The organism is Rubrivivax gelatinosus IL144 (genome assembly GCF_000284255.1).
GTDB classification, from domain to species: Bacteria; Pseudomonadota; Gammaproteobacteria; order Burkholderiales; family Burkholderiaceae_C; genus Rubrivivax; species Rubrivivax gelatinosus_A.
Genome location: NC_017075.1, coordinates 2,038,427 through 2,062,644 on the forward strand (window position 1 = coordinate 2,038,427; position 24,218 = coordinate 2,062,644).

Annotated in this window: 30 protein-coding genes, 1 pseudogene and 1 riboswitch; of the genes and pseudogenes, 22 read left to right on the top strand and 9 right to left on the bottom strand. The window is 72.5% G+C overall.

From position 1 onward, the window contains the following. Positions 1-17 precede the first annotated feature (17 nt). Positions 18-209 (top strand): annotated as a pseudogene (locus RGE_RS24995) (HNH endonuclease signature motif containing protein); the annotation flags it as partial. A 42-nt stretch (positions 210-251) separates the two neighbouring features. After that, complete coding sequence (locus RGE_RS23635) at positions 252-554, top strand: hypothetical protein (protein ID WP_232505004.1); 303 nt, start codon at positions 252-254, stop codon at positions 552-554. Positions 555-573: 19 nt separating this feature from the next. Here the strand turns inward: RGE_RS23635 and RGE_RS09515 are convergent, their stop codons facing one another. Continuing rightward, on the bottom strand, positions 574-945 hold the full coding sequence (locus RGE_RS09515; protein WP_014428156.1) for a hypothetical protein: 372 nt from the start codon (positions 943-945) through the stop codon (positions 574-576). A 470-nt stretch (positions 946-1,415) separates the two neighbouring features. Between RGE_RS09515 and RGE_RS09520 the strand changes: the two genes are divergently transcribed. Beyond that, a complete protein-coding gene (locus RGE_RS09520; protein ID WP_014428157.1) occupies positions 1,416-2,315 on the top strand; it encodes a hypothetical protein in 900 nt (299 codons plus the stop codon). Here RGE_RS09520 and RGE_RS09525 read toward each other — a convergent pair. The 7 genes from RGE_RS09525 to RGE_RS09555 are packed head-to-tail and all read right to left on the bottom strand — an operon-like array spanning position 2,296 to position 8,543. Then, the gene (locus RGE_RS09525; RefSeq protein ID WP_014428158.1) at positions 2,296-4,395 is read right to left on the bottom strand and encodes a flagellar biosynthesis protein FlhA; all 2,100 of its coding nucleotides are present in this window, start codon (positions 4,393-4,395) and stop codon (positions 2,296-2,298) included. The genes RGE_RS09520 and RGE_RS09525 overlap by 20 nt on opposite strands. After that, a complete protein-coding gene (locus RGE_RS09530) occupies positions 4,392-5,528 on the bottom strand; it encodes an EscU/YscU/HrcU family type III secretion system export apparatus switch protein (protein ID WP_014428159.1) in 1,137 nt (378 codons plus the stop codon). Before RGE_RS09530 ends, RGE_RS09525 begins: the two co-directional genes overlap by 4 nt. Continuing rightward, positions 5,521-6,300 carry a flagellar biosynthetic protein FliR gene (locus RGE_RS09535; protein ID WP_014428160.1) on the bottom strand — a complete coding sequence of 260 codons (780 nt, stop codon included), beginning with the start codon at positions 6,298-6,300 and terminating at the stop codon, positions 5,521-5,523. The genes RGE_RS09530 and RGE_RS09535 overlap by 8 nt, the downstream gene beginning before the upstream one ends. Before the next feature lie 5 nt (positions 6,301-6,305). Beyond that, positions 6,306-6,578: a flagellar biosynthesis protein FliQ gene (fliQ, locus tag RGE_RS09540; RefSeq protein WP_014428161.1), complete on the bottom strand. Its 273-nt coding sequence runs from the start codon at positions 6,576-6,578 to the stop codon at positions 6,306-6,308. A gap of 11 nt (positions 6,579-6,589) precedes the next feature. Then, the gene (gene fliP, locus RGE_RS09545) at positions 6,590-7,363 is read right to left on the bottom strand and encodes a flagellar type III secretion system pore protein FliP (protein ID WP_014428162.1); all 774 of its coding nucleotides are present in this window, start codon (positions 7,361-7,363) and stop codon (positions 6,590-6,592) included. Beyond that, positions 7,360-7,701: a FliM/FliN family flagellar motor switch protein gene (locus RGE_RS09550; RefSeq protein WP_014428163.1), complete on the bottom strand. Its 342-nt coding sequence runs from the start codon at positions 7,699-7,701 to the stop codon at positions 7,360-7,362. The genes fliP and RGE_RS09550 overlap by 4 nt, the downstream gene beginning before the upstream one ends. 11 nt (positions 7,702-7,712) lie before the next feature. After that, entirely contained in the window at positions 7,713-8,543 is an 831-nt protein-coding gene (locus RGE_RS09555; protein ID WP_043783972.1) for a FliM/FliN family flagellar motor switch protein, read from the bottom strand. Between the two features lie 350 nt (positions 8,544-8,893). Beyond that, a riboswitch (cyclic di-GMP riboswitch) is annotated at positions 8,894-8,988 on the top strand. A 500-nt stretch (positions 8,989-9,488) separates the two neighbouring features. Here RGE_RS09555 and RGE_RS09560 point away from each other — a divergent pair. From RGE_RS09560 to RGE_RS09640, 17 genes are all read left to right on the top strand, one after another. Next, a complete protein-coding gene (locus RGE_RS09560) occupies positions 9,489-9,824 on the top strand; it encodes a flagellar hook-basal body complex protein FliE (RefSeq protein ID WP_148280154.1) in 336 nt (111 codons plus the stop codon). Between the two features lie 10 nt (positions 9,825-9,834). Then, positions 9,835-11,502: a flagellar basal-body MS-ring/collar protein FliF gene (gene fliF, locus RGE_RS09565; RefSeq protein ID WP_014428166.1), complete on the top strand. Its 1,668-nt coding sequence runs from the start codon at positions 9,835-9,837 to the stop codon at positions 11,500-11,502. Continuing rightward, a complete protein-coding gene (locus RGE_RS09570; RefSeq protein WP_014428167.1) occupies positions 11,486-12,514 on the top strand; it encodes a flagellar motor switch protein FliG in 1,029 nt (342 codons plus the stop codon). The genes fliF and RGE_RS09570 overlap by 17 nt, the downstream gene beginning before the upstream one ends. Beyond that, positions 12,511-13,218, top strand: a complete 708-nt coding sequence (fliH, locus tag RGE_RS09575) for a flagellar assembly protein FliH (protein ID WP_014428168.1) — start codon at positions 12,511-12,513, stop codon at positions 13,216-13,218. Before RGE_RS09570 ends, fliH begins: the two co-directional genes overlap by 4 nt. Further along, entirely contained in the window at positions 13,215-14,525 is a 1,311-nt protein-coding gene (gene fliI / locus RGE_RS09580) for a flagellar protein export ATPase FliI (protein ID WP_014428169.1), read from the top strand. The genes fliH and fliI overlap by 4 nt, the downstream gene beginning before the upstream one ends. Continuing rightward, on the top strand, positions 14,522-14,959 hold the full coding sequence (locus RGE_RS09585; RefSeq protein ID WP_014428170.1) for a flagellar FliJ family protein: 438 nt from the start codon (positions 14,522-14,524) through the stop codon (positions 14,957-14,959). Before fliI ends, RGE_RS09585 begins: the two co-directional genes overlap by 4 nt. Positions 14,960-15,037: 78 nt before the next feature. After that, positions 15,038-16,396 (top strand): flagellar filament capping protein FliD, encoded by a 1,359-nt coding sequence (gene fliD / locus RGE_RS09590; protein ID WP_014428171.1) that lies wholly within the window; start codon positions 15,038-15,040, stop codon positions 16,394-16,396. A gap of 25 nt (positions 16,397-16,421) precedes the next feature. Next, a complete protein-coding gene (gene fliS / locus RGE_RS09595) occupies positions 16,422-16,808 on the top strand; it encodes a flagellar export chaperone FliS (RefSeq protein ID WP_014428172.1) in 387 nt (128 codons plus the stop codon). Next, positions 16,801-17,100 carry a hypothetical protein gene (locus RGE_RS09600; RefSeq protein ID WP_014428173.1) on the top strand — a complete coding sequence of 100 codons (300 nt, stop codon included), beginning with the start codon at positions 16,801-16,803 and terminating at the stop codon, positions 17,098-17,100. Before fliS ends, RGE_RS09600 begins: the two co-directional genes overlap by 8 nt. Then, the gene (locus RGE_RS23150; RefSeq protein ID WP_014428174.1) at positions 17,097-18,200 is read left to right on the top strand and encodes a flagellar hook-length control protein FliK; all 1,104 of its coding nucleotides are present in this window, start codon (positions 17,097-17,099) and stop codon (positions 18,198-18,200) included. The genes RGE_RS09600 and RGE_RS23150 overlap by 4 nt, the downstream gene beginning before the upstream one ends. After that, complete coding sequence (locus tag RGE_RS09610; protein ID WP_014428175.1) at positions 18,197-18,649, top strand: flagellar basal body-associated FliL family protein; 453 nt, start codon at positions 18,197-18,199, stop codon at positions 18,647-18,649. The genes RGE_RS23150 and RGE_RS09610 overlap by 4 nt, the downstream gene beginning before the upstream one ends. Next, a complete protein-coding gene (locus RGE_RS09615) occupies positions 18,646-19,371 on the top strand; it encodes a FliA/WhiG family RNA polymerase sigma factor (protein WP_014428176.1) in 726 nt (241 codons plus the stop codon). The genes RGE_RS09610 and RGE_RS09615 overlap by 4 nt, the downstream gene beginning before the upstream one ends. Positions 19,372-19,386: 15 nt before the next feature. Further along, entirely contained in the window at positions 19,387-20,307 is a 921-nt protein-coding gene (gene motA, locus RGE_RS09620) for a flagellar motor stator protein MotA (RefSeq protein ID WP_014428177.1), read from the top strand. Beyond that, the gene (locus RGE_RS09625; protein ID WP_014428178.1) at positions 20,291-21,277 is read left to right on the top strand and encodes a flagellar motor protein MotB; all 987 of its coding nucleotides are present in this window, start codon (positions 20,291-20,293) and stop codon (positions 21,275-21,277) included. Before motA ends, RGE_RS09625 begins: the two co-directional genes overlap by 17 nt. A gap of 40 nt (positions 21,278-21,317) precedes the next feature. After that, the gene (gene flgM / locus RGE_RS09630) at positions 21,318-21,611 is read left to right on the top strand and encodes a flagellar biosynthesis anti-sigma factor FlgM (protein WP_014428179.1); all 294 of its coding nucleotides are present in this window, start codon (positions 21,318-21,320) and stop codon (positions 21,609-21,611) included. After that, positions 21,608-22,033: a flagellar protein FlgN gene (locus RGE_RS09635; RefSeq protein ID WP_014428180.1), complete on the top strand. Its 426-nt coding sequence runs from the start codon at positions 21,608-21,610 to the stop codon at positions 22,031-22,033. The genes flgM and RGE_RS09635 overlap by 4 nt, the downstream gene beginning before the upstream one ends. Further along, a complete protein-coding gene (locus RGE_RS09640) occupies positions 22,020-22,733 on the top strand; it encodes a glycoside hydrolase family 73 protein (protein ID WP_014428181.1) in 714 nt (237 codons plus the stop codon). The genes RGE_RS09635 and RGE_RS09640 overlap by 14 nt, the downstream gene beginning before the upstream one ends. On the opposite strand, the gene flgA is transcribed toward RGE_RS09640, so the two are convergent. Continuing rightward, positions 22,730-23,428: a flagellar basal body P-ring formation chaperone FlgA gene (flgA, locus tag RGE_RS09645; protein ID WP_232505005.1), complete on the bottom strand. Its 699-nt coding sequence runs from the start codon at positions 23,426-23,428 to the stop codon at positions 22,730-22,732. The two genes, RGE_RS09640 and flgA, sit on opposite strands and share 4 nt — an antisense overlap. 13 nt (positions 23,429-23,441) lie before the next feature. Here flgA and flgB point away from each other — a divergent pair, with 13 nt between their 5' ends. Together flgB and flgC are read left to right on the top strand one after the other, a co-directional pair. Continuing rightward, on the top strand, positions 23,442-23,807 hold the full coding sequence (flgB, locus tag RGE_RS09650) for a flagellar basal body rod protein FlgB (protein WP_014428183.1): 366 nt from the start codon (positions 23,442-23,444) through the stop codon (positions 23,805-23,807). After that, positions 23,804-24,214 carry a flagellar basal body rod protein FlgC gene (gene flgC, locus RGE_RS09655; RefSeq protein WP_014428184.1) on the top strand — a complete coding sequence of 137 codons (411 nt, stop codon included), beginning with the start codon at positions 23,804-23,806 and terminating at the stop codon, positions 24,212-24,214. Before flgB ends, flgC begins: the two co-directional genes overlap by 4 nt. The last annotated feature ends 4 nt before the right edge of the window (positions 24,215-24,218 follow it).

Here is a 24,218-nt window from a genome sequence, read left to right on the forward strand (position 1 = left end):
TCTACGTTAGGCTGCACATGCTACGTAAACCTGTCGCCTTAGCCACGAAAGTCGCTGCACTAACTGAAGCGGGGTATCGCTGCGCAGTCCCTACCTGTCGAACAATATTAGCGCTTGACATTCACCATCTGGTGCATGTGAGCGAAGGGGGAGGAAACGAACAATCAAACCTGCTCCCGCTGTGTCCCACGTGCCACGCGCTTTTCCACAGAGGAGAGATACATCGTGACTCACTCTACGCATGGAAGTCGATGCTGGTTGCACTGAGCCAAGCGTTCGATCAACGCGACATTGACGATCTGCTGTTCGTAGGCGCAGATCGCCCAGCTGATCTGTTGTTATCGGGTGACGGGGTTGCACGGTTCTCTAGGCTCATCGGAGCCGGACTGGCGAACTACAGTCTCGCAATTGCTGATTATCAGAACGGCCGCTTGTTGTATCGAGTGCACCTGACAGAACGCGGCACGCTGTTGCTGCAAGCATGGAAGCTCGGTGACCGGAACGCCCTCGCAGCTGCGCTCGGTGCGGCCTCTCAAGAAACTCCTCCCAAGTGATTGATGCAGGCGGAGTTTTCTAGGCGGTGGCTGAGTCAGGCGTGACCGGACCGAGTGCCATGCCGAGCCGCTGCGCCTTGCGCTGCAGGTTGTGCAGTACACGCTGGCGGTATCGCTCCTCGTAGTAGGCCTGGCCTTGATCGGTGTACTCCTGGCCCTTGCTCAGCAGGCTGTAGATCAGCCGGGCGAGTTTGTGTGCGGCGGCCGTGACGGCTTTGGCCTTGTCCATGCGGGCGCACAAACGCCGGTAGTACGCGCCCAGCGCCGACTGGCTGGTGCGCAGCGCCGCGGCGGCCAGCCGCAGCGCCTGGGCGGCGCGGTTGGCCGTGGGACGGGTCTTGCCGCTCATGACCTTGCCGCCGGTGATCTTGGTGCCCGGGCACAGGCCCATCCAGGATGCGACTTCCCCTTTCCAGCGTCGGATTGCTGACTTGCACCTTCAATCGTGACGTCTCGACGTCGTGCTGGGTTGTGGGAAGTCCCTTCGTATTCCCTCCACCGGCCACCCGACGCCCGCGGCAGCCACCGACAGTTGTGTGCTAGCGGTGTGCCACCAAAGCCTCGGAGCCGGCCGCCGGGGCGTGTCCCGGAGTGAAGTATTAGGAGGAGGGCGGGCGCAGCTCGCCCGGGGGACATGAACGCAGGGACACGCCCCGGCGGCCGGCTCTCGCGCTGTTGCTCGCGGACGTGCTCCGAAGTTTCCTTCGTGAGCTTTGGCTGTGAGGGAAGACCTGCGGTCGGAGGCCGCAACGAGCCGCGGTCGCCGGGCGGCAGGAGACGACGCAGCGTGTTTAAGCCGCATAGCCGGCAGGTCGCCCTCAATCGGTGCGCGGGACAGACCCGCTGCTTGCAGAGGTGGATATGTCCTGGTCCCGGCTGAGCGCCGTCGCTCCGATCGTTTTCGACGCCGCCGCAGCGAGGGGCCGCGAAGCGCCGGCCGCTGCCGCCGCGCTGGCCGGCGCGGTGACGCCGCCGCTGCCGACGGCCGCCGCCGCGCCGGCGGTGCAGCCGGCGATCGTCGAGCTGCCGCCGGGTGTCACGGTGGGCGACGTGCTGAGTTTCGAGGTCGTCGAGACCGGCGCGCGGCTGCGCCTGGCCGCACGCGGCGCGATGTCGGGCGCGACGCCGCCGGGCTGGCAGCTCGACCCGCTGGCCTTGAGCCAGGTGCGCGGTGCCGCACCCGACGACGCCGCAGCGCTGGCCGTCGCCTGGCGCGCCGGCATCGCCCAGCGATTGCGCGCCGCCGCCGGCGAGACGGCATTGACGATGCCGCAGACGCCGCCGCCGCCCTGGGCCGCGTCGTGGCTTGGCCTGCCGCTGGCGCTGGCGATCCCGCTGCCCGAGGACGGCGAGGATGCCGCGCCGCCGCCGCCCGGGCTGCGGCGCGCGCCGGCGCTGCACCTGGTCGTCGACCTGCCGCGGCTGGGGCGCGTCTCGGCGCACCTGCAGCTGGGCGTCGGCGGGCTGTGGCTGGGGCTGGCCTGCGTGCGGCGCGAGTCGCTGCCGGCGCTCAAGCGGGTGCTGCCGGCGCTGGCCGCGGGCCTGCGCGACGCCGGCATCGTGCTGCTGCGCTGCCGCGTGCAGGTCGGCGGCCTGGCCGCCGGCGCCGGCGCGGTGCCGCTCGGCGTGCTGCCGGTGGGCTCGCTGCTGCCGCCATCGCTGTTCGCCGCGGCGACCGAGGTCGTGCTGGCGCTGGTGCAGGCCGATGCGGGCGCCGTCGCCAGCGAAGGCCTGCAGCGTCTCAGCCGAGAGTCCCGATGACGCTCACTTCGCGCGACTCCGGGATCTCGTTGTACGACAGCACCGTGAGCCCCGGCGCGAACAGCCGCGCGTAGCGCGCCAGCAGCGGCCGGATCTGCGGCATCACCAGCAGCACCGGCGCGGCGGCGAGCTGCTTCATCTGCTCCAGCACCATCGGCATGTGGGTCTGCAGCTGCGACAGCAGCTTGGGGTCGACCGGGAAGTTGTCCAGCGCGACCTTGGCGCCGCCCTGGCGGGCGTTGTTCAGCGCGCCCAGCAGCAGGTTCTCCAGCTCGGCGCCGAGGCTGAAGGCGCGCATCGTCGGCCCCGGGCCGGCGATGGCGTTGACGATCTGGCGGCGCAGCGTGCAACGCACCTCGGCGGCCAGCAGCACCGGGTCCTTGGTCGTCTCGGCGTTCTCCAGCAGCGTCGTGGCGATCGGCACGATGTCCTTGATCGACACGTTCTCGGCCAGCAGCAAGCGCAGCACCTTCAGCAGCTGGCTGTGCGTGTAGGCCTTGTCCAGCGCCGCGGCGAGCTTGGGCGCCAGCGCGCCGCAGCGTTCGATCAGCGCCGGCACGTCCTCGTGGCGCAGCAGCTCGCCGAGGTGGTCGCGCACGAGCTTGGAGACGTGCGTCGCGACGACGCCCGCCGGCTCGACGACCTGGTAGCCCAGGCCGAGCGCGTGCGCCTTCTGCCCGGGCTCGATCCAGACCACCGGCAGCTGGTAGGCCGGCTCGATGCCGGGCACGCCGTCCAGGTCGCCGTAGGTCTGCGGCGAGGGCAGGGCCATCAGCCGGTCGGGGAAGACCTCGGCCATCGCGATCGGCGTGCCGCCGAGCAGCACCGCGTACTGCGTCGGCCGCAGCGACAGGTCGTCGCGCGCGCCCAGGCGCGGCAGCACCAGGCCGAGCTGCTCGCTCATCGTCTGGCGCACACCCTTCAGCCGCTTGGCCAGCGGCGCGCCCTGCGCCGGGTCGACCAGCGCCGCCAGGCGGTAGCCGACGGTCACCGACACCGGCTCGACCACCGGCAGCGCCGGCCAGTCGATCTCGGCTTCGCGTTCGGCGACCAGCGCCTGCTCGACCGCCTTGGCGGTGTCGTCGGCCGGTACCACCACCGGGCGCCGCGCCATGCGCCAGGCGACGAAGCCCAGCACCGCGGCGAAGCCGCAGAAGGTCGGCCAGGGCATGCCGGGGATCGCGGCCAGCGCCAGCATCACGCCGGCAGCGCCGTAGAGCACCGGCGGCGAGGCCAGCAGCTGGCGCCCGATCTGCTGCTCGACGTCGCCCGAGTCGCTGACGCGGGTGACGATGATCGCCGCCGCGGCCGACAGCAGCAGCGCCGGGATCTGCGCGACGAGGCCGTCGCCGATGGTCAGCAGCGCGTAGGTGCGGAAGGCCTCGGCCAGCGGCAGGCCGTGCATCCAGGCGCCGATCGCGACGCCGCCGATCATGTTGATCAGCAGGATCAGGATGCCGGCGATGGCGTCGCCGCGCACGAACTTCGACGCGCCGTCCATCGCGCCGTAGAAGTCGGCCTCGGAGCCGACCTCGCGCCGCCGCGCCTGCGCCTTCTCCTGGTTGATCAGGCCGGCGTTGAGGTCGGCGTCGATCGCCATCTGCTTGCCGGGCAGCGCGTCCAGCGTGAACCGCGCCGAGACCTCGGAGATGCGTTCGGCGCCCTTCGTCACGACGACGAAGTTGATGATCATCAGGATCACGAAGACGACGATGCCGACGACGAAGTTGCCGCCGATGACGACGTTGCCGAAGCTCTCGATGACCCGGCCGGCGGCGTGCGTGCCTTCGTGGCCGTTGAGCAGCACGACGCGCGTCGAGGCGACGTTGAGCGTCAGCCGCATCAGCGTCGTCGTCAGGATGATCGTCGGGAAGACCGCGAAGTCCAGCGGCCGCTGCGTCGTCACCGCGACCAGCACGACGATCACCGCGAGCACGATGTTGAACGTGAACAGCACGTCCAGCAGCAGCGGCGGCAGCGGCAGCACGACCATCGCCAGGATGGCCAGCAGGAAGGCCGGCGCGGCGAGGCGGTTGCGCTTGAGCGCGGCCAGCAGGGTCTGGGTGGGGGTGGTGCTCATCGGGTCGGGGTCTCGGCCAGGTGCGGCGGCACCGGCAGGTCATCGGGCAGTTCGGGGCGGCGCACGCGCCGGCCGTCGCGGAAGGCCTGCAGCTGCATCACGTAGCCCAGCACCAGCGCCACGGCGCGGTACAGCGCCGCCGGCACCTGCTGGTTGACCTGGCTGGTGTGATAGATCGCGCGGGCCAGCGGCGGCGCCTCGACGACCTGCACGCCGTGTTCGGTGGCGACGCGGCGGATGTACAGCGCCATCTCGTCGACGCCCTTGGCGACGACGAAGGGCGCCTGCGCGCGGCGCTGGTCGTACTTCAGCGCCACGGCGTAGTGCTCGGGGTTGACGATCACCGCGTCGGCGCCGGGCACGGCCTTGCGCACGCTGCGCTGCGCGATCTGGCGCTGCAGCTGGCGGATGCGCTGGCGCACCTCGGGCCGGCCTTCGGTGGTCTTGTGCTCTTCCTTGACCTCCTGCTTGCTCATGCGCTGCTGGCGGCGAAAGAGGAAGGTCTGCAAGGGCAGGTCGATCAGCGCGAAGAGCACGAAGACCGCGACCAGCGCCAGGATGCCGCCGCGCACCAGCGCCAGGCCGTCGGCCAGCGCGCGGTCCAGCGTCATGCCCTGCAGCCGCAGGTAGTCCTCCGGCGCGGTGCTGGCGACGTGCCAGAGCACGGCCACCAGGGCCAGCGTCTTCAGCAGCGAGCCGGCGAACTCGGCCCAGTGGCGCGCGCCGAACAGCCGGCCGAGGTTGCTCGCCGGGTTTAGGCGCTCGGGCTTGGGCTCCAGGTTCTTGCTGCTGGCCACCCAGCCGCCGGGCACCAGGCCGGCGACGACGGCCAAGAGCGGCACCGCCAGCAGCGGCAGCACCATCTTCAGCAGCAGCAGGACCGAGGTCTTGAACAGCGTCGACCAGGTCTCGGCCAGCGCGGCGTCGCCGTCCAGCGGCACGAAGGCGGCGCCGAACAGCAGGCGGAAGTCGGCCAGGTAACCCGGCAGCAGCATCACGAAGACCTGCAGCCCGACGACGATGCCGGCGGCCGTCGCCCAGTCGCGCGAGCGCGGCACCTGGCCCTGCTCGCGCGCCTTGCGCAGCTTCTGCGGTGTCGCCTTCTCGGTCTTGTCGCCGCCGGACTCAGCCATGCGAGGCCCTCAGGCCGTGTTCGATCAGGTCGAGCACGCGCTGCATCATCGCCAGGTAGTGCGCCGGCAGGTGGCGCACCAGCGCCACCAACATCAGCAGGCCGAAGCAGGTGACGACGGCGAAGCCCAGCGAGTACAGGTTCAGCGCCGGCGAGACGCGGTTCAGCAGCCCCAGGCCGATCTGCACCACCAGCGCCGCCAGCACCAGCGGCAGCGCCAGCAGCATCGCCGCCGAGAACACCCAGGCCACCGCCAGCGGCAGCGCCTGCAGCGACAGCCCGGCCAGCCCGCCGCCCACCGGCCAGGCCTTGAAGCTGGCCCCGGCGACGCCGGCGACGACGAGGTGGCCGTCGACGGCGAAGAACACCAGGATGCCCAGCACGTGCAGCAGGCTGGAGACGACGTCGGAGGACTCGCCGTTCATCGGGTCGTTCATCACCGCCATCGACAGCCCGATCTGCGACGAGGCCAGATAGCCCAGCGTCGCCAGCACCGCGTTGACGAGGTGGAAGGCCAGCCCCAGCACCAGGCCGATCAGCGCCTGCTCGACGGTGGCGGCGACGCCGGCCAGCGACAGCGGGTCGATGGCCTGCACCGGCTGCGCGACCGGCAGCAGCACGACGGCCATCACCAGCGCCAGCAGCACGCGCAGCGTCAGCGGCAGCAGGGCGTCGCCGAGGATCGCGGTGGCGGCCAGGAAGGCGAGCACGCGGCAGAAGGGCCACCACAGCTGCCCGATCAGCCCCAGCCACTGGCCGTAGAGCGCTTCCATCGCCGTCAGCCCACGAGCGTCGCCGCGCGGTGGAAGACCGAGATGCAGAAGTCCATCATCGAGCCGACCAGCCAGCGCCCGGCCAGCGCGACGACGAGCAGCGTCGCCAGCAGCCGCGGCAGGAAGCTCAGCGTCTGCTCGTTGATCTGCGTCGCGGCCTGGAACAGCGCCACCAGCAGCCCGACCAGCAGCCCGGGCACGACCAGCACCGCGACCATGCGCGTCACCAGGCCCAGCGCCTCGCTGACGAGGTCGGCGGCGATCTCCGGGGTCATCATCGCCGCGGCTCCTAGAACTTCTGCACGCTGGTGACCAGCGTGTCCACGGTCAGCGTCCAGCCGTCGACGAGCACGAACAGCAGCAGCTTCAGCGGCAGCGAGATCACGAGCGGCGACAGCATCATCATGCCCATCGCCATCAGCAGCGAGGACACCACCAGGTCGATGACCAGGAAGGGGATGAACAGCATGCAGCCGATCTGGAACGCCGTCTTCAGCTCGCTGAGCACGAAGGCCGCGAGCTTGACGGTGAAGGCGTGTTCCTCGGGCTTGGCCACCGGCGCCTCGCCGGCCAGCCGCGAGATCTGCGCCAGCGCGGTCTTGCTGGTCTGGGCGAGCATGAAGGCCGAGATCGGCTTGGCGGCGCGTTCCAGCGCCTCGCTCATCACGATGCGCTCCTCGTCGTAGGGCACGAGGGCGTCGGTCCAGATGCGCTCGCCGACCGGGCGCATCACCAGGCAGGTGAGGATCAGCGCGACGCCGGTGATGATGCGGTTGGGCAGCCCCTGCTGCAGCCCCAGCGCCTGGCGCAGCAGCGCCAGCACGATGACGAAGCGCGTGAAGCTGGTCATCATCAGGACGAGCGCCGGCAGCAGGCCCAGCAGCGTCATCAGGATGACGATCTGGGTCTTCACCGTGAAGTCGGTGGTCGCGCCGCGCGTCGTCGTGCTGAGCACCGGCACGCCGTTGGCGGCCAGCGCCGAGGCGCCGGCCACCAGCAGCCCGGCGGCCAGCGCCCAGCGCGCCGCACGCGTCCAGCGCGGGGTGGCCCAGGCCAGATTCATGCCTCGGGCAGCCCGAGGTCCAGGTCCGAGACCTCGACCACCTTCAGCCCGTACTTGTCGCCGGTGACGACGACCTCGGCGCGGCCGATGGTCGTGCCGTTGACCTTGATCGTCAGCGGCTCGCCGGCCAGCGTGTCCAGCGGCACGACGCTGTCGGCGCGGATGCGGCTCAGCTCGTCCAGCGAGATGCGCGCCGAGCCGACTTCCAGCGTCAGCGTCACCGGGATCTTGCGCATCAGCTGCGCCAGCTTGCGCCCCGGCGCGGGCGCCTCGGGCACCGGTTCGACGGTGTCCAGGTCCAGCGTGTCCAGCGGGTCGATCGGAAGCGGTTCGCTCATCGTCGTGGCTTTCAGTCGGAGTCGGAGAAACAGGTGAGGCACAGCCGGCCGTCGTGCTCGGCGACGCGGGCCTTGAACAGGCGCAGGCCGTCGACCAGGGCGTCGGCTTCGCCGAGCGTGATCGGGAGCACGTCGCCGACCTTCAGCGCGGCGACGTCCGACAGCGGCAGCTGCTTGTCGAGCAGCTGCGCGACGAGGCGGAACTCCAGCCGCGTGGCCAGCGGCGCGACGGTGGCCTGGGCGCTGGAGGGCAGGCGCTCGGTGGCCAGCTGCGTCCACAGCCGCTCCAGCCACGAGGGCGCGAGCGCGACGCGCAGGCGCGCGGGTTCGCTCATGCCGGCTTCGGCGATCGTCGCGTCCAGCACCCAGGTGCCGCGGGCCGGCGCCGCGGCGGGCGTGCCGGCCGCCGGCGCCGCGACGGTGGCGGGCTCGGCCGGCAGCCCGGCTTCGAGCCGGCGTGCCGCCAGCGCCGCCCAGGCCGCACCCAGCTGCGCCGCCAGGCGCTCCTCGGTCGTGGTGGCGGTCGTGTCCTCGCCCTGGGCCTCGGTGCCGAAGCGCCGCGCCATCAAGGCCAGCAGCAGCCGGCGGTCGGCGCCGCAGACCAGCGTGCCGCGCGCGAACGCGTAGGCATGCCAGCCGCTGCCCTCGGCCTCGCGCTCCAGCCGCGCGAGCGAGGCGTCGACGACCTCGAAGCCGGCGCGGTGGCGCTGGTTGACCTGGCGCCGCAGCCAGCCGGCGAGGTCGGCCCGCCAGCGCCGCGCGAAGGCGTCGAGCAGGTGCACCGGGCGCCCGAGCGAGGTCGGGTCGATCGGCCGGCAAGGGGTCGAACGGGATGCGGTCATGGCATGCAATGAGACATCGAGCGGCGAATTCTAGGAATCGTTCGGCTTTTCGTTGGCGCAATTAAGCGGAATATGCATCGCTTTCTTTCCGACCGTTCATTTGCCCGAACTCGCATCATGCAGACCATGCCGGGTCGGATGGCAGGTGTTTTTCAGGGAATTCATCCGACTCACAATAAATGAAAAGAGCGCGCCGAGATGGTAATTCTGAAACTATCAGTTTTGCCATCTGATGTCATTCGGAGCGATATCGAAATCTGTCATGCCGTTAAAGAAGAGAACTAGTTCACGTGTCCGAAGCTATCCGCCGGTTACGGCCTGCAACAGCCCGGACGCCGCGCTTAGCATGCGCCGCATCAGGGCACACCCGTGCGAAAGCCGGGGTCGCAAAGCTTCCGGTCTAACCGTCCCCCCGAGCGGGACGCACGACAGCGGGGCCGCCGGGCGAAGCCGCCTCGAGCACCTCGGACGCACGAGGTGTGACGGCATCGTCTGTCCATGGCGCGGCGCGCCGTGGAGACCTTTGCGTTCACGCGGGTCGGGCCCTGTCACGAGCTCCGCACCCGATGTCACGAACGCCGCCACCTGCCACCGCCTGTCGCACCGCCCCGAGCGGAGCGCGCCAGACCGTTCGCGGATCGCCGGTGTCGCCGCTGCGGGCCGCCGTCAGATTCGTTGCCAGTTCGAGATCGATGTTCTGCATGCGTTTCCAGCGTTTCCGCTGGAGGCTAATGCCGGTTTTATTCGCGGGCTCCGGATTCACGCTCGGAAGACAAGCTCCGGAGTCACGAAAAATTAATGCGCCGTTGCCGTCAAGTCTTTTGACGGTGAACCGATAAGCGCTTATCCCCGTGTTCTTGGCGTAATGGGCCGGCAGCAGGCCCGAGCCGCCGCATGGTCCGAAGTTCCCGGTTGCCGCGAATGCGGTCGACTCCTGGAGGTTTGATGTCGCAAATGTTGATGTCGGTCATGGCGCAAGCCGAGCGCATGGCGGGCGAGGGCCTGCGCCTGGGCGCCGGTGCCGCGGCCGAGCCCTTGCCGGCCGCCGGTGAACACGGCGCCTCCGGCTTCGCCTCGAGCCTGGTCGACGCCGTGCGCAGCGTCGATGCCCAGGCCCAGGCGGCCGACGAGCAGCTCGCGGCGGTCGACTCCGGCCGCTCCAACGACCTCGTCGGCGCGATGCTCGCCAGCCAGCAGGCCGACCTCTCGTTCTCGATGCTGCTGCAGGTGCGCAACAAGGTCGCCGGCGCGGTCGACGAGCTGATCAAGCTGCAGCTCTGAGGACGACGCCGTGGCCAACCCGCTCGTCTCCACCCTGCGTCCCGCGCTCGCCCGGCTGCGTGCCGGCGGCCTGCCGGCGCTGCCGGCCGGGCTGCTGCGCGGCCTGACGCCGCTGCTGCTGGCCGCCGCCGCGGTGACGGCGCTGGTCGTCGCCTTCCAGTGGCGCGACCAGTCCAGCTACAAGCCGCTGTTCGGCGCCCGCGAGAAGGTCGCCGCCGCCGACATGATGGCCGTGCTCGACGCCGAGCACGTGCCCTACCGCGTGCACCCCGACAGCGGCCAGGTGCTGGTGCCCGAGGCCGAGCTCGGCCGCGTGCGCATGCTGCTCGCCGCCAAGGGCGTGACCGCGCGCCTGCCCGCCGGCCTGGAGCTGATGGACCGCGACGACCCGCTGGGCGTCAGCCAGTTCGTGCAGGACGTGCGTTTCCGCCGCGGCCTCGAAGGCGAGCTGGCGCAGAGCATCATGACGATGGACGCCGTCGACGCGGCGCGCGTGCACCTGGCGATCGCGCGCAGCTCGTCCTTCGTCACCGCCGCCGACGACCGCAGCTCGGCGTCGGTCGTCGTCACGACCAAGCCCGGGCGCACGCTGAACCCGGAGCAGATCGCCGCGACGATCAAGCTCGTCGCCGGCAGCGTCGCCAACCTCGACGCCTCGCGCGTCAGCGTCGTCGACCAGGCCGGCAACCTGCTGTCCGCGCGTGTCGACCTGGAGGACGGCCTCGAAGGCCTGGCCTCCGGCGGCATGGACGCGCGCCACCGCTACGAGCAGGACACGCGCCGCGGCGTCGACGATCTGCTGGGCCCGGTGCTGGGCGCCGGCAACTACCGCGTCAGCGTCACCGCCGAGGTCGACAACGACCGCGTGCAGGAGACGCGCGAGGTCTACGGCGCCGACCCCAAGATCACCAGCGAGGCGCTGCGCCAGGAGATGAACCGCGAAGGCATGGCGCTGGGCGTGCCCGGCTCGCTGAGCAACCGCCCGGTGGCGGTGGCTTCGGCGGCCTCGGGCGCCGACGGCTCCGGCCAGGCGCAGCGCAACGCCAGCACGCGCCAGTACGCCTACGACCGCAACATCACGCAGATCAAGCGCAGCCGCGGCCGGCTCGAACGCCTGAACGTCGCCGTCGTGCTGGCCAGCAGCGCCGCGCCCGGCGGCGCCACCGCCTGGACGCCGCAGCAGCTCGCCGACGTCGAACGCACGCTGGCCAGCGGCCTGGGCATCAGCAAGGAACGCGGCGACCGCCTCGTCGTCTCGGCGATGCCGTTCCCGGCGCCGCCGGCGCCGACGCCCTGGTACGGCGAACGCAACCTCTGGGTCGACGTCGGCGGCTGGCTGCTTTACGCGGCCGGCGGGCTGATGCTGTTCTTCGGCGTCGTGCGCCCCGGCATGCGCATGCTGCAGCAGCGTGCCGGCGCGGCGCCGACGCCGCTGGTGCCGCTGGGCGGCGCCGGCCCCGACGGCAGCGCCGCCGCGGCGCTGGCCGGCCCGGGTGGCGCGGCCGCGCTGCCCGGCCGTTCGCCGGTGGCGCCGCTGCTCGCCAACTACGACCTGCCGCCGCCGGGATCCGCCGTCGACGTGCTGGTCGACCACCTGAAGGTGCTGGCCTCCAAGGAGCCCGAGCGCGTCGCCGAGGTCGTCAAACAGTGGGTGCAGAAGCATGACCGAGCCGAGTAACGCCGTCGCCGAAGCGGTGGTGGCGCCGCCGACCCCGATCGAACGCGCCGCCATCGTGCTGCTGAGCATGGGCGAGGAGCCCGCCGCGGCGGTGCTGCGCTGCCTGTCGCGCGAGGAGCTGCTCGAGGTCACGCAGGTGATGTCGCGCCTGAGCGGCATCAAGGTCGAGACCGTGCGCCTGTCGCTGCAGCACTTCTTCGACGACTACCGCGAGCAGAGCGGCGTGCACGGCGCCTCGCGCTCGTACCTGCAGCGCTCGCTGGACTTGGCGCTGGGCCGCGAGGTCGCCGGCAGCGTGCTCGACACGCTGTACGGCGACGCGATCCGGCCGAAGATGGCACGCCTGCAGTGGGCCGCGCCGCGCTGGCTGGCCGACCAGATCGCCCACGAACACGTGCGCATGCAGGCCGTGTTCCTGGCTTTCCTGCCGTCGGCGCTGGCCGGCCAGGTGGTCGAGGCGCTGCCGGCCGACGGCCGCGACCGCGTCCTGCTCAACGTCGCCCGCCTGAAGGAGATCGACCGCGAGCTGCTCGCCGACCTGGACGTGCTGGTCGACCGCTGCCTGGCGAGCTTCAGCACCCAGGCCACCGCGGTCGAAGGGCTGCGCCAGGCCGCCGAGATCCTCAACCGCCTGCCCGGCGAGCGCCAGACGCTGGTCGAGCAGCTGCGTGCGCACGACCCCGAGGTCGTCGCCGAGATGGAGGTCAGCCTCTACGACTTCGGCATCCTGGCGCGCCAGACCGAAGCCAACATCACCCGCATCATCGAGGCCGTGCCGCTGGAGCAGTGGGCGGTGGCGCTCAAGGGCTGCGAGCCCGCGGTGCGCGACGCCGTGCTGCAGTCGATGCCGCGCCGCCAGGCCCAGGCCTTCGAGGACACGATGCGCCGCAGCGGCCCGGTGCCGCTGTCGCGGGTCGAGCAGACGCGCCAGCAGATCATGGCGCAGGTGAAGGCGCTGGCCGATGCCGGCGAGATCGAGGTCCAGCTCTTCGCCGAGGCCGTCGTCGAATGAGCAAGACCCGGCCCTACCGCTTCCCGCCGCTGGCCGGGCTGACCGCCGGCACGACGCTGCCGGCCGTCGCCGGGGCCGACGCCCAGGCGGCCGCCGCACGCGGCTACGCCGAGGGCCAGCAGCGCGGCTGGCGCGAGGGCTACGACGCCGGTGCCGCCCAGGGCCGCGAGGACGGCTGGGCCGCCGGCCTGGCGCAGGCGCGCGAGCAGGCCGAGGCCGAGCTGGTGCGCCGCGTGCAGGACAAGCTGGCCGAGGTCGCCGGTCCGCTGCAAGCGGCGATCACGGCGCTGGAAAGCGCCCAGGCCGAGGCCCAGGCGGCGATGCGGCGCGAACTCGTCGACCTGGTCGGCCGCGTCGCGCGCCAGGTCGTGCGCTGCGAACTGGCGCTGCAGCCGCAGCAGATCCTGAAGCTCGTCGACGAGACGCTGGCGACGATGCCGCCGCCGCACGAGACGGTGGACGTGCGCCTGAACCCCGAGGACCTGCGCCGCATCGAGGAGATCGACCCCGAGGCCACCGGCCGCTGGCAGCTGCTGGCCGACCCGCGCCTGGCGCCCGGCGAATGCCGCGTGCGCAGCGGCCGGCGCGAAGCCGACGCCGGCTGCCGCCAGCGCCTGGACGCGGTGATGGAGCAGGTCGGCGCCCAGCTGCTCGAAGCACCCGCCGAAGCCGGGGCCCCGGCCGTCGAGGAGGCCGGCGCATGATCGGCCGCGCGCTGCAGAGCGTTCGCCTGGCCGAGGTGCCGGTGGCCACGCCCACCGGGCGCCTGGTCGGCGCCAGCGGCCTGCTGCTGGAGAGCGTCGGCTGCGCCTTGCGCACCGGCCACCGCTGCAGCATCGAGACCGTCGGCGGCGAATGGATCGACGCCCAGGTCGTCGGCTTTCGCGACGAGGTCAGCTACCTGATGCCGTTCCGCCCGGCGACCGGGCTGTGCACCGGCGCGCGCGTGCTGCCCGGCCCCGAGGACACGACGCAGCTCATCGGTCCGTCGTGGCTGGGACGCATCGTCGACGGCCTGGGCGAGCCGGTCGACGGCCGCGGCCGGCTCGGCGGCGAGCACGTGCTGCCGGCGCACCCGCCGCGCATCAACCCGCTCAAGCGCCGCCCGGTCGACGCGCCGCTGGACGTCGGCGTGCGCGCGATCAACGGCGTGCTGACGCTGGGCAAGGGCCAGCGGGTCGGCCTGATGGCCGGCTCGGGCGTGGGCAAGAGCGTGCTGCTCGGGCTGATCACGCGCCAGACGGTGGCCGACGTCGTCGTCGTCGGGCTGATCGGCGAACGCGGCCGCGAGGTGCGCGAGTTCATCGACCTGTCGCTGGGCGAGGCCGGGCTGCGCCGCGCGGTGGTCGTCGTCGCGCCGGCCGACGAGTCGCCGCTGATGCGGCTGCGCGCCACCGAGCTGTGCCACACGATCGCCGCGCACTTCCGCGACCAGGGCCAGGACGTGCTGCTGCTCGTCGACTCGCTGACGCGCTACGCGATGGCGCGGCGCGAGGTCGCGCTGGCGCTGGGCGAGCCGCCGGCCACACGCGGCTACCCGCCGTCGGTCTTCGGCCGCCTGCCGCAGCTCGTCGAGAGCGCCGGCAACGGCGAGAACCCCGAAGGCAGCATGAGCGCCATCTACACCGTGCTCGCCGAAGGCGACGACCAGCAGGACCCGGTCGTCGACACCGCGCGCGCCATCCTCGACGGCCACATCGTGCTGTCGCGCGAACTGGCCGAACGCGGCCACTACCCGGCGATCGACATCGCCCAGTCGATCAGCCGCTGCATGGCGCTGGTCACGAGCCACGGCCACCAGGCCGCGGCGCGCCAGCTGAAGAGCATGGCCGCGCGCCACGCCCAGGTGCGCGACCTGCTGCCGCTGGGCGCCTACGTGCCCGGCGCCGACCCGGCGACCGACCGCGCGGTGCAGGCCTATCCGGCGATCGAGGCCTATCTGCAGCAGGGCACGCGCGAAGCCGCGCCGCTGGCCGACAGCGTGCAACGTCTGGAGGAACTGACCCGATGAACCGTGCCCAGGCTTCGCTGCAGGCCGTGCGCCGGCTCGCCGAGCTGCGCGCTCGCGACGCCGAGCGGCTGCAGACCGAACTCGCCGAACGCCAGGCGCAGCGCCGCCGCCAGGCCGAGGCCGTGGAGCGGCTGAACGCGCTGTGCGTCGGCGTCGGCGCCAGCGCCGTGCCGGCGGCCGTGCTGGCGGCCAACTGCGCCGCCTACAAGGAATCGCTGCTCGAACTCGGCCGCCGCCAGCAGGACGTGCTGGCGCGCCACGACGCCGACGTCGACGCCGCGCGCCTGGCGCTGATCGCCGCCTCGACGCGCCGCATGGCGCTGGAGCAGGCCGTCGACGGCCGCCAGCAGCGCCTGGACCGCGACGCCGCCGGCCGCGAGCAGAAGCGCCAGGACGACATCGCCACCCAGGTGTGGCTGAGGGGCCAGCGATGAGCACGCGGCTTCAGCAATCGTGCGCGGCGGTCGCCTTGTGCTCTGGAGAAGGGGCCTGACGCCCCGGGAGCCACGACCATGAGCACCTCGTTCGACCCCGCCTCGACCGCCACCCAGCTGGCCACGTCGTACACCCAGAACGCCTACAAGCTCCTGTCGACGCAGAGCACGGCGGCCCAGACGACGTCCAGCGCGCTGTCCAAGCTGCGCACCGCGCTGACGACCTTCGAGTCGGCGCTGTCTTCGCTGTCCTCGTCCAAGGGCGTGAAGACGCTGGCGGCGAGCTTCGACAACACCGCCTACGCCAGCGCGACGGCGACGAGCAAGGCCGCCACCGGCGCCTACTCGTTCTTCGTCGAGCAGGTCGCGACCAAGCACCAGACCAGCTTCGCGGCGCTGCCCGACGTCAGCGCCGCCGGCGCCGGCTCGCTGGCGCTGACCATCGGCGGCAGCAACTTCGGCGTCGACCTGAGCAGCGCCGACAGCGACGGCGACGGCAAGGTCACGGCCAGCGAGATCGCGCGGGCGATCAACGCCAGCAGCGCCAACGACGGCCGCATCGTCGCCAGCGTCATGAGCGTCAACGGCCAGAACCGCCTGGTGCTGACCGCCGCCGAGACCGGCGCTGCCGGCGCGATCACGCTCGACGCCTCGGGCGTCAGCGACGGCGCCCTGTCAGGCGCGCTGTCGGCCGAGAAGCTGCTGGTGCAGGGCCGCGACGCCGTGCTCTGGCTCGGCGAGCAGGGCAGCGGCGTCAAGATCCAGCAGGCCAGCAACAGCTTCACCGGCATCACCGGCGTCACCGTCAACCTGACCAAGGCGATGGCCAGCGGCGACAAGCCGGTGACGCTGAACGTCGGCGACGACGCCGCGGCCACGGCCGACAACGTCAAGAGCTTCATCAACGCCTACAACACGCTGGAAAGCCTGCTCGACGTCATGACGGCCAACGCCACCAGCAGCGGCACGGCCGCCGGGTCGTTCGCCAGCGACTCGGGCGTGCTGGCGCTGAAGAGCCGCCTGGGCAACCTGCTGCGCCAGAGCGTCGGCGGCGTGCGCCTGGCCGACTACGGCGTGTCGATCGCCCGCGACGGCCAGATGTCGCTGGACCAGACCAAGCTCGAAGCCGGGCTGAAGGCCAAGCCCGAGGGCCTGGCGACGCTGTTCGGCAGCGCGCGCACCGGCGCCACCAGCGGCGTGCTCGGCAGCCTGGCCGAGCTGGCGCGCAGCTGGAAGTCCGCCGACGGCCAGATCGCCAGCCGCATGGCCTCGGTCGACCGCACGCAAAAGAGCATCGCCAAGCGCCAGGAGGCGCTCGATCAGCGCTACGAGAGCCTGTACCAGATCTACCTGAAGCAGTTCACCAAGCTGCAGGAACTGCAGAACTCGATGAGCAACGCCAGCAGCCTGTTCGGCAGCCTGGCCACCACCAGTTGACCCTCCGCCCACCCGGAACCCGCCCGTGATCCAAGACGCCTACCACAGCTACCACGCCGTCGACCTCGGGGCCCGCACCGCGCAGGCCTCGCCGGTTCAGCTCGTGCTGATCCTCACCGACGGCCTGATCGAGGAACTCGCGCGCGCTCGCGCCCACATCGTCGCCCGCCGCTACGAGGCCAAGGCGCAGAGCCTGGAGAAGTGCGTCGCGATCCTCAACGGCCTGTCCAGCGCGCTCGATCTGGAGCAGGGCGGCGAGCTGGTGCAGAACCTCGAACGCCTGTACGACTTCTGCGCCCGCCAGCTCTACAAGGCCGGGCAGCAGCTCGAGCCGCGCCACGTCGACGAGGTCGTCGAGCTGCTGCAGACGCTGCGCAACGGCTGGCAAGGCCTGCAGGCGCGCCATGGCTGAGGCGCAGGCGATGGACCGTCTGGGCGCCGCGCTGCGCCAGGCCGCCGACAGCGGCGACTGGGACGCGCTGGCCGCAGCCGACGCCGCCACCGCGGCGCTGCTGCGCGAGCGCCTGGCGCGGGGCGCCAGCGACGACGCCGCCGCGCTGGCACGGCTGCGCGCCGCCCACGCCCACGCCCAGCGCCGCTGCGCCGAAGCCACGGCCGAGGTCGGCCGGCGGCTGCTCGAACTCGCCCGCCAGCGCGACGCCGCGCGGGGTTATGCGGCGCTGGACGCCGAGGAGGCCGCATGATCGTCGACACCCTGCCGGCGGCGCCGGCCGTCACCCCTGCCGACACGCCGGTGCGCCCGGCCGCCGCGCCCGTCACCCCGGCGGCGGCCCCGGCCACGCCGGGCGAGGCCGCGCCGGCCCTGCCGGCCTGGAACGACGCGCTGCTCGCTGCGGCGCTGGCACCGGCCATGGCCGCCGACGCGCCGGCCGTGACCGACGCCGCTGCGCCGGAGCACGACGACAGCCCCGACGCCGCCGAAGCCGCGCCCGCCGACTGGGCCGGCGCCCTGCAGGTCGACGTGCTGGCGACGCTGTGGCGTGCGGTGCAGGCGCCGCAGCCGGCCGCACCGACCGACGGCAGCACCGCGGCAGGCGCCACCTCCGCGGTGGCCGCTGCCGCGACCGAGGCGCTCGCCGCGCCGGCCGCGGCGCCGCTCGTGCCGCCGCCGGCCGTGCCCGTCGCCAGCGCCGCCGCGCCCGCGTCGCCGGCCGTGCAGCCCGAGTCGCTGCCCTCGACGCCCGCCGCGAGCACGGCCGCGAGCACGGCCGTGGCCGACATCGCCCGGCCGCCGGCGGCCGCCACCCCGGCGCGCAACCCCGAGGCCGCGCCGGCGATCGACGCCGCCGACCTCGCCGCGCTGGCCGCCCAGGCCCCGGCCGCCGGCCGCGGCCCGGCGGCGGCGCCCGATGCGGCCCCGGCGCTCAAGCTGCCGGCCTCGCGCGACGCCTGGAACCAGCCGCTGGTTCAGGCCCTGGGCGAGCGCCTGCGGCTGCAGCTCGGCCACGGCGTCGAGCAGGCGACGATCCGCCTCGACCCGCCCGAGCTGGGTTCGATCGAGATCGTCGTGCGCCGCGAAGCCGGCGTCGTGCACGTGCAGCTCAGCGCCAGCCATCCCGACGTGCAGCGCCAGCTGCAGCAGCTCGGCGAGCCGCTGCGCCAGGAACTCGCCCAGCGCCAGGGCGCCGAGGCCAGCGTCGAGGTCGCGCGCCACGGCGCCGACGCCGACGGCCGCGGTGCGCGCGAGCAGGCGCAGCGCGAGGCCGAGGTCGGCCGCGCGCTGGCCGAAGCCGGCGACGAAGACGCCGCCCCGTTCAACTTCCCGACCCGCAGCCCCGCATGAAGAAGCCTCTCGTCATCGCGCTGGCCGCTGCCGGCGCCGTGCTGATCGCCGCCGCCGGCGGCGCCTGGTGGTGGCATTCCCGCCAGGCCCCGGCCGCGGCCGACGGCAGCGCCGCGCCGGCACCGCGCCACGACGTCGAGTACCGCTACGTCACGCTGGACAAGACCATCGTGATGCTGCGCCCCGACACCGGCGGCAACCACTACCTCGCGCTGGACCTGGTGTTCAAGACGCCGGTGAAGAAGGAGCGCGAGACCAAGGACCACCTGCCGCTGCTGCGCACCATCGTCGTCAAGGCGATGTCGGCGCACACGGTGGAAAGCGCCAACAAGCTCGGCGTCGAGGACTTCACGCGCGAGATCAACGACGCCTTCCGCAAGAGCTACGCCGCCGAGCAGGCCGAGCCGCCGTTCGACGAGGCGCTGATCGCCAAGCTGATCATCGAATGAGCGCGCTGCCCCAACTCCGCTACGACGCGTACGGCGAGCCGCCCGCGGCGGCCGCCGGCGCGCTCGACGAGCAGCGCCTGCTGCTGGCGCATGCGGCCATCGTCAAGCGCGTGGTGCGCCAGTTGCACGCCCAGGTCGGCGGCGTGATGGGCCGCGAGGACATGGAGCAGGTCGGCCTGATGGGCCTCTTGGAGGCGCTGCGCCGCTACGGCCCGCCCGACGAACGTTTCCCGGCTTTCGCCGCGGCGCGCGTGCGCGGCGCCGTGCTCGACGAGCTGCGCCGCCAGGACTGGCGCCCGCGCAGCGTGCGCCAGGAAAGCCACCGCGTGCGCGACGGCGTGCGCGAGCTGCGCCGCCGCCTGGGCCGCGAGCCCAGCGACGGCGAAGTCGCCGCGGCGCTGGGCATGACGCTGCAGGCGCTGCAGGAGGCGCAGCGCGCCGAGAACGCCGAGGAGCTGGCGAGCTTCGACGAGCTCGTCGCCGAGATGGCCGAGATCCCGTCGGACCAGCGCTCGCCCGAGGACGCCTACGTCGCGCGGCGCAGCCTGGAGCAGGCGCTGCGCAGCCTGGACGAGCGCGAGCAGCGTGTCGTGCAGCTCTATTACGAGTTCGACCTCGGCCTGCGCGAGATCGCCGCGGTGCTCGGCCTGACCGAGGCGCGCGTCTGCCAGATCAACAAGGGGGCGCTGCGGAAGATGAAAGTCTTCCTGCAGGCCGCCTGACAGCGAAAGACCGTCATGCAATCGATCGTCGGCGTCCTCATCATCCTCGGCTGCGTCTTCGGCGGCTTCATGCTGCACGGCGGGCGCTTCGAGGTCATCTGGCAGCCGGTGGAGCTGCTGATCATCGTCGGCGCCGGCGCCGGCGCCATCGTGCTCGGCAACCCGCGCCACGTGCTCGCCGAGATGTGGCTGCAGGTGCGCAAGGTGATGCTGCGCAAGAAGCACGGCGACGAGTTCCACCGCCAGCTGCTGCTGCTGATGTACGAGCTGCTGCAGACCGCCGCCGGCGGCCTGAAGGCGCTGGACGCGCACGTCGAGGCGCCGCACGAGAGCGAACTCTTCAAGCGCTACCCGCTGGTGCTGCACGAGCCCAAGCTGCTGCACTTCATCGTCGACAACTTCCGCCTGATGGCGATGGGCAAGATCAACGCCCACGAGCTCGAGGGCGTGCTCGACCAGGAGCTCGAGGCGATCCACGAGGAGCTGTCGCAGCCGGCGCGCTCGCTGGCCAAGATCGGCGAGGCGATGCCGGGCTTCGGCATCCTGGCCGCGGTGCTGGGCATCGTGATGGCGATGAACGTCGTCGCCGACGGCGCCTCCACCGGCGAGATCGCGGTGCGCGTGGCCTCGGCGATGGTCGGCACCTTCATCGGCATCTTCTTCTGCTACGGCGTGCTCGACCCGATCAGCAACATGATGAAGCAGCTGGTCGACGAGGACCTGAGCGCGCTGGAGTCGGTGAAGGTGGTGCTGGTGACGCACGTCTCGGGCAAGCCGCCGCTGCTGGCCATCGACGCCGGCCGCCGCCTGGTGCAGCTCAACGCCAAGCCCAGCTTCGCCCGCCTGGAGGGCTGGATCGACAAGATGCAGAACCCCGGCGACCCCGACGCCGTGCCGCAGCGCCGAGCCGGAGACAAGCGTGCCCAGCAAGCCTGAAGCCCTGGTCGCCAAGGGCGGCGGCCACGGCGAGACCATCGTCAAGCGCGCCGCGCGCAAAGGCCACGAAGGCGGCCACGGCGGCGCCTGGAAGGTCGCGTTCGCCGACTTCTGCCTGGCGCTGCTGTGCCTGTTCCTCGTGCTGTGGCTGATCGCCGCGCGCGACAAGGAGAAGGCCGAGGACGCGCTGCGCGCCAGCGGCGCCGGGCTGCTGGCCGACGGCGCCGGCGCGCGCCCGGTGGGCATCGGCGACCGGCCCTCGGGCAGCCTGATCGACCGCACGCCGGTGCCCTGGCAGAGCAGCGCCGAGCGCCGCAGCGAGGAGCCCGGCGATCAGGAACCGCTGATCGGCAAGCGCCGGCTGGAGTCGCCCGAGGACCTGCGCGAGCTGCAGCAGACGCTGGCCAAGCTCGGCGAGAAGGCCGGGCTGTCGAACAACCTGCAGAGCGTCATCACGCCGGCCGGCCTGCGCATCCTGCTGCACGACACCGACCGCCAGGGCCTGTTCGAGCTCGGCAGCGCGCGCCCCGGGGCGCGGCTGCAGCAGCTGCTGCAGGAGATGGGGCCGCTGTTCGGGCAGCTCGAGAACCAGCTGCTGATCGTCGGCCACACCGACGCCGTGCCCTATGCCGGCGACGGCATGGGCGCGCTGTCGAACTGGGGCCTCTCCAGCGGCCGCGCGATGGCCGCGCGCACCTGGCTGCGCATCGGCGGCATGCCCGACCGCAGCGTGCTGCAGGTCGTCGGCATGGCCGACAGCGCGCCGCTGGAGCCGGAGAACCCGCGTGCCGCGGTCAACCGCCGCATCGAGATGCTGCTGCTGACCGGCGCCCAGGCGCGCGCCATCGAAACGATGTTCGGCGCACCCGTCTCGCGCGTGCCGCTGACCGAAGGCTCGGACGCTGCCGGCGGCCCGGGCGAGAGCTCGATGCTGCGCCAGCTGCTGCCGGCGCGGCTGGGCACGCGCTGAACGGGACCCGGCGATGAGAACCAGAACGAGAGGAAGCACCATGAGGATCGTCAGCAACGGCGTCGGCCCGGTGGCCCCCGCCGCCGCCACCAGCGCCAGCGAGCGCGTCGAGACCACGAGCGCGGCCGCCCCGGCCGCCGCCGCCGTCGTCGCCCCGGCCGCGGCGCTGGAGTCCGACGTGCTCAAGCCCGCTGCCGCGGCGCTGGCCGCGATGCCCGAGATCGACGAGGCGCGCGTCGCCGAGCTGCGCGACGCGATCGCGCGCGGCGAGATCGGCTTCGACGCCTCCAAGCTCGCCGGCCTGATCCTGCGCTACCACGGGGGCCGCGGGTGACCCGTCGCGACGCCTACCGTCGCCTGCTGGCCGGCATCAACGCCGACCTGGGCGCCTACGCCGCGCTCGCGGACCTGCTGGAAAAGCAGTTCCACGCGCTGCTGGCGCACGACGCCAGGACGCTGCAGGCGCTGGGCGCGCGCATCGAGGCCCTGGTCGCCGACCTGGACCTGCGCCGTGCCGAGCGCGTCGAGCTGGTCGCCGCGCTGGGCGCCGGCGACGCGCCCAGGCCGGTCGAACGCGTGCTCGAGCCGCTGCCGGCGGCCACGCGCGAAGCCGCGCTGCAGGCCTGGCGCACGCTGGAGACGCGGCTGCAGGCCTGCCGCCGCAAGAACACGCGCAACTGCGAGCTGCTGATGGGCCAGCACGCGCACCTGGTGCAACTCAAGGGCGGCGAGGCCGACACCTATGCTCCGGCCTGAAGCCTGGTTCGCCTCGCCGGCCAGCCCGGCCCTGCCGTCCGCCATCGCCCCGGCGGGCGACGGCCTGCCCTCGGCCGAGTTCCGCTCGCTGCACGAGGAGATCGTGCGTTATGTGCGCGACGGCGAGAGCGCCGCCGCCGAGCCGATGACCGCCGGCGCCGCGACTTCGCTGGGCGCCGAGGCGCGCGCGCTGCTGCTGCGCAGCGGCGGCGACGACGACACGGCCGGCGAGGGTGCCGATGCCGAGCAGCGCCGCCGCTTCGTCGAGCAGGTCGCGCCGCTGGCGCGCGAAGCCGGCGCCCGCCTGGGCGTCGCGCCCGAGATCCTGACCGCGCAGGCGGCGCTGGAGTCCGGCTGGGGCCAGCGCCCGCTGCGTGCGGCCGACGGCAGCGACAGCCACAACCTCTTCGGCCTGAAGGCCGGCGCCGGCTACGGCGGCGCCAGCGTCGCCGCGGCGACCACCGAATACGGCGCCCAGGGCGCCTACGCCACGGTCGAGAGCTTCCGCCGCTACGACAGCGCCGCGGAGTCCTTCCGCGACGTCACCCGGCTGCTGCAGAGCCCGCGCTACCGCGCCGTGCAGGGCACCGGTGCCGACGTCGGCGCCTATGCCGCGGGCCTGGTGCAGGGCGGCTACGCCACCGATCCGCGCTACGCCGAGAAGCTGCAGGCCGTCGTTCGCGGCCTGCGCCAGCGCTAACGCGACGAGGACGACATGCTCTCCGGCTCCACCTGCCCCGTTTCCACGACACGCGCCCGGATGACGCTGCCGTTGGCGGTGTTGCGCACCCGGATCGTCTGGCCGCGCCGGCCGGCGTCCAGCGCCTGCCCGGGCACGACGACCTCGACCGATTCGCGCCGGGCGCGGATCTGCACGCTGTCGCCGCGGCGCACCAGCAGCGGCTCGACGAGCACCCGTGGGCCCAGCGGCTGGCCGGCGGCCAGCGAGCGCTGCGCGACGCGGCCGATCGCCTCGTCGGCCTCGGCGAAGAGCTCGGCACCGGGCGTGACCTCGCGGCGCTCGAAGACCACGTCGTCGGCGGCCAGCACGTGCCCCGAGGCCAGCGGCAGCGCCGCCACCGGCAGCTCGGCGCTGAGCCGGGCGCGCACGACGAACACCTGCCCCGGCGCGTCGGAGCCCGGGCAGGACAGCTCGAAGCGCATGCGCGAGGGCATGCGCGTGTCCAGCGCGCGCACCTCGGGCGCGGCGCAGGCCGGCGGCCGGCTGGCCGTCGCCGCGCGCGCCTCGGCCTGCACCTGCGGTTCGCGCCAGCCGGCGCGCTCGGCCTGCTCGAGCAGCAGCTTGCGCGCCGCAGCCGACACCAGCGCCTCGCCCGAAGGCGCGGCCACCGCCGCGGCGGCGAGCGCGGCACCGATCAACAAGGTATTCGTCAAGCGGAGGACATGCATGGCAATCGATTTCACGAAGGCGCTCGGGGTGCACCCGCAGGCGCTGGCCCTGCGGGCCCGGCGCACCGAGGTGCTGGCCTCGAACATCGCCAACGAGAGCACCCCGGGCTTCCAGGCCCGCGACCTCGACTTCGCGCAGGCGCTCTCCCAGGCCGCCGACGAGGCCGGCGACGGCCCGGCATTAGACACCGACGACGCGCTGAAGTACCGCGTGCCGTACCACGCGCGCCTGGACGGCGGCACCGTCGAACTCGGCGCCGAACAGGCCGCGTTCTCGCAGAACGTCTCGGACTTCCAGACCAGCCTGACGTTCGTGAACATGAAACTCAGAGGCCTCGCGAAGGCCATCGAAGGGCAATCGTGAGCTTCCGTCAGATCAGCGACATCGCCGGCTCGGCGATGGCGGCGCAGACCGTGCGCCTGAACACCATCGCCAGCAACCTGGCCAACGCCCAGTCGGCCGCCGGCAGCGAGGCCGAGGCCTACCACGCCCGCAAACCGGTCTTCGCGGCGGTCGCCCACGGCGGCGACGGCGGCCAGCGTGTGCAGGTGCTCGACGTCGTCAAGAGCACCGAGCCGCTGCGCAAGGTGCACGAACCCGACAACCCGCTCGCCGACGAGGAAGGCATGGTCTATTACCCGAACGTCAGCCCGGTCGCCGAGATGACCGACATGATGGCCGCCTCGCGCGCCTTCGAGACCAACGTCGAAGTCATGACGCGCGTGCGCGGCATGCAGCAGTCGCTGCTGCGCATGGGCAAGGAGGGCTGACGCG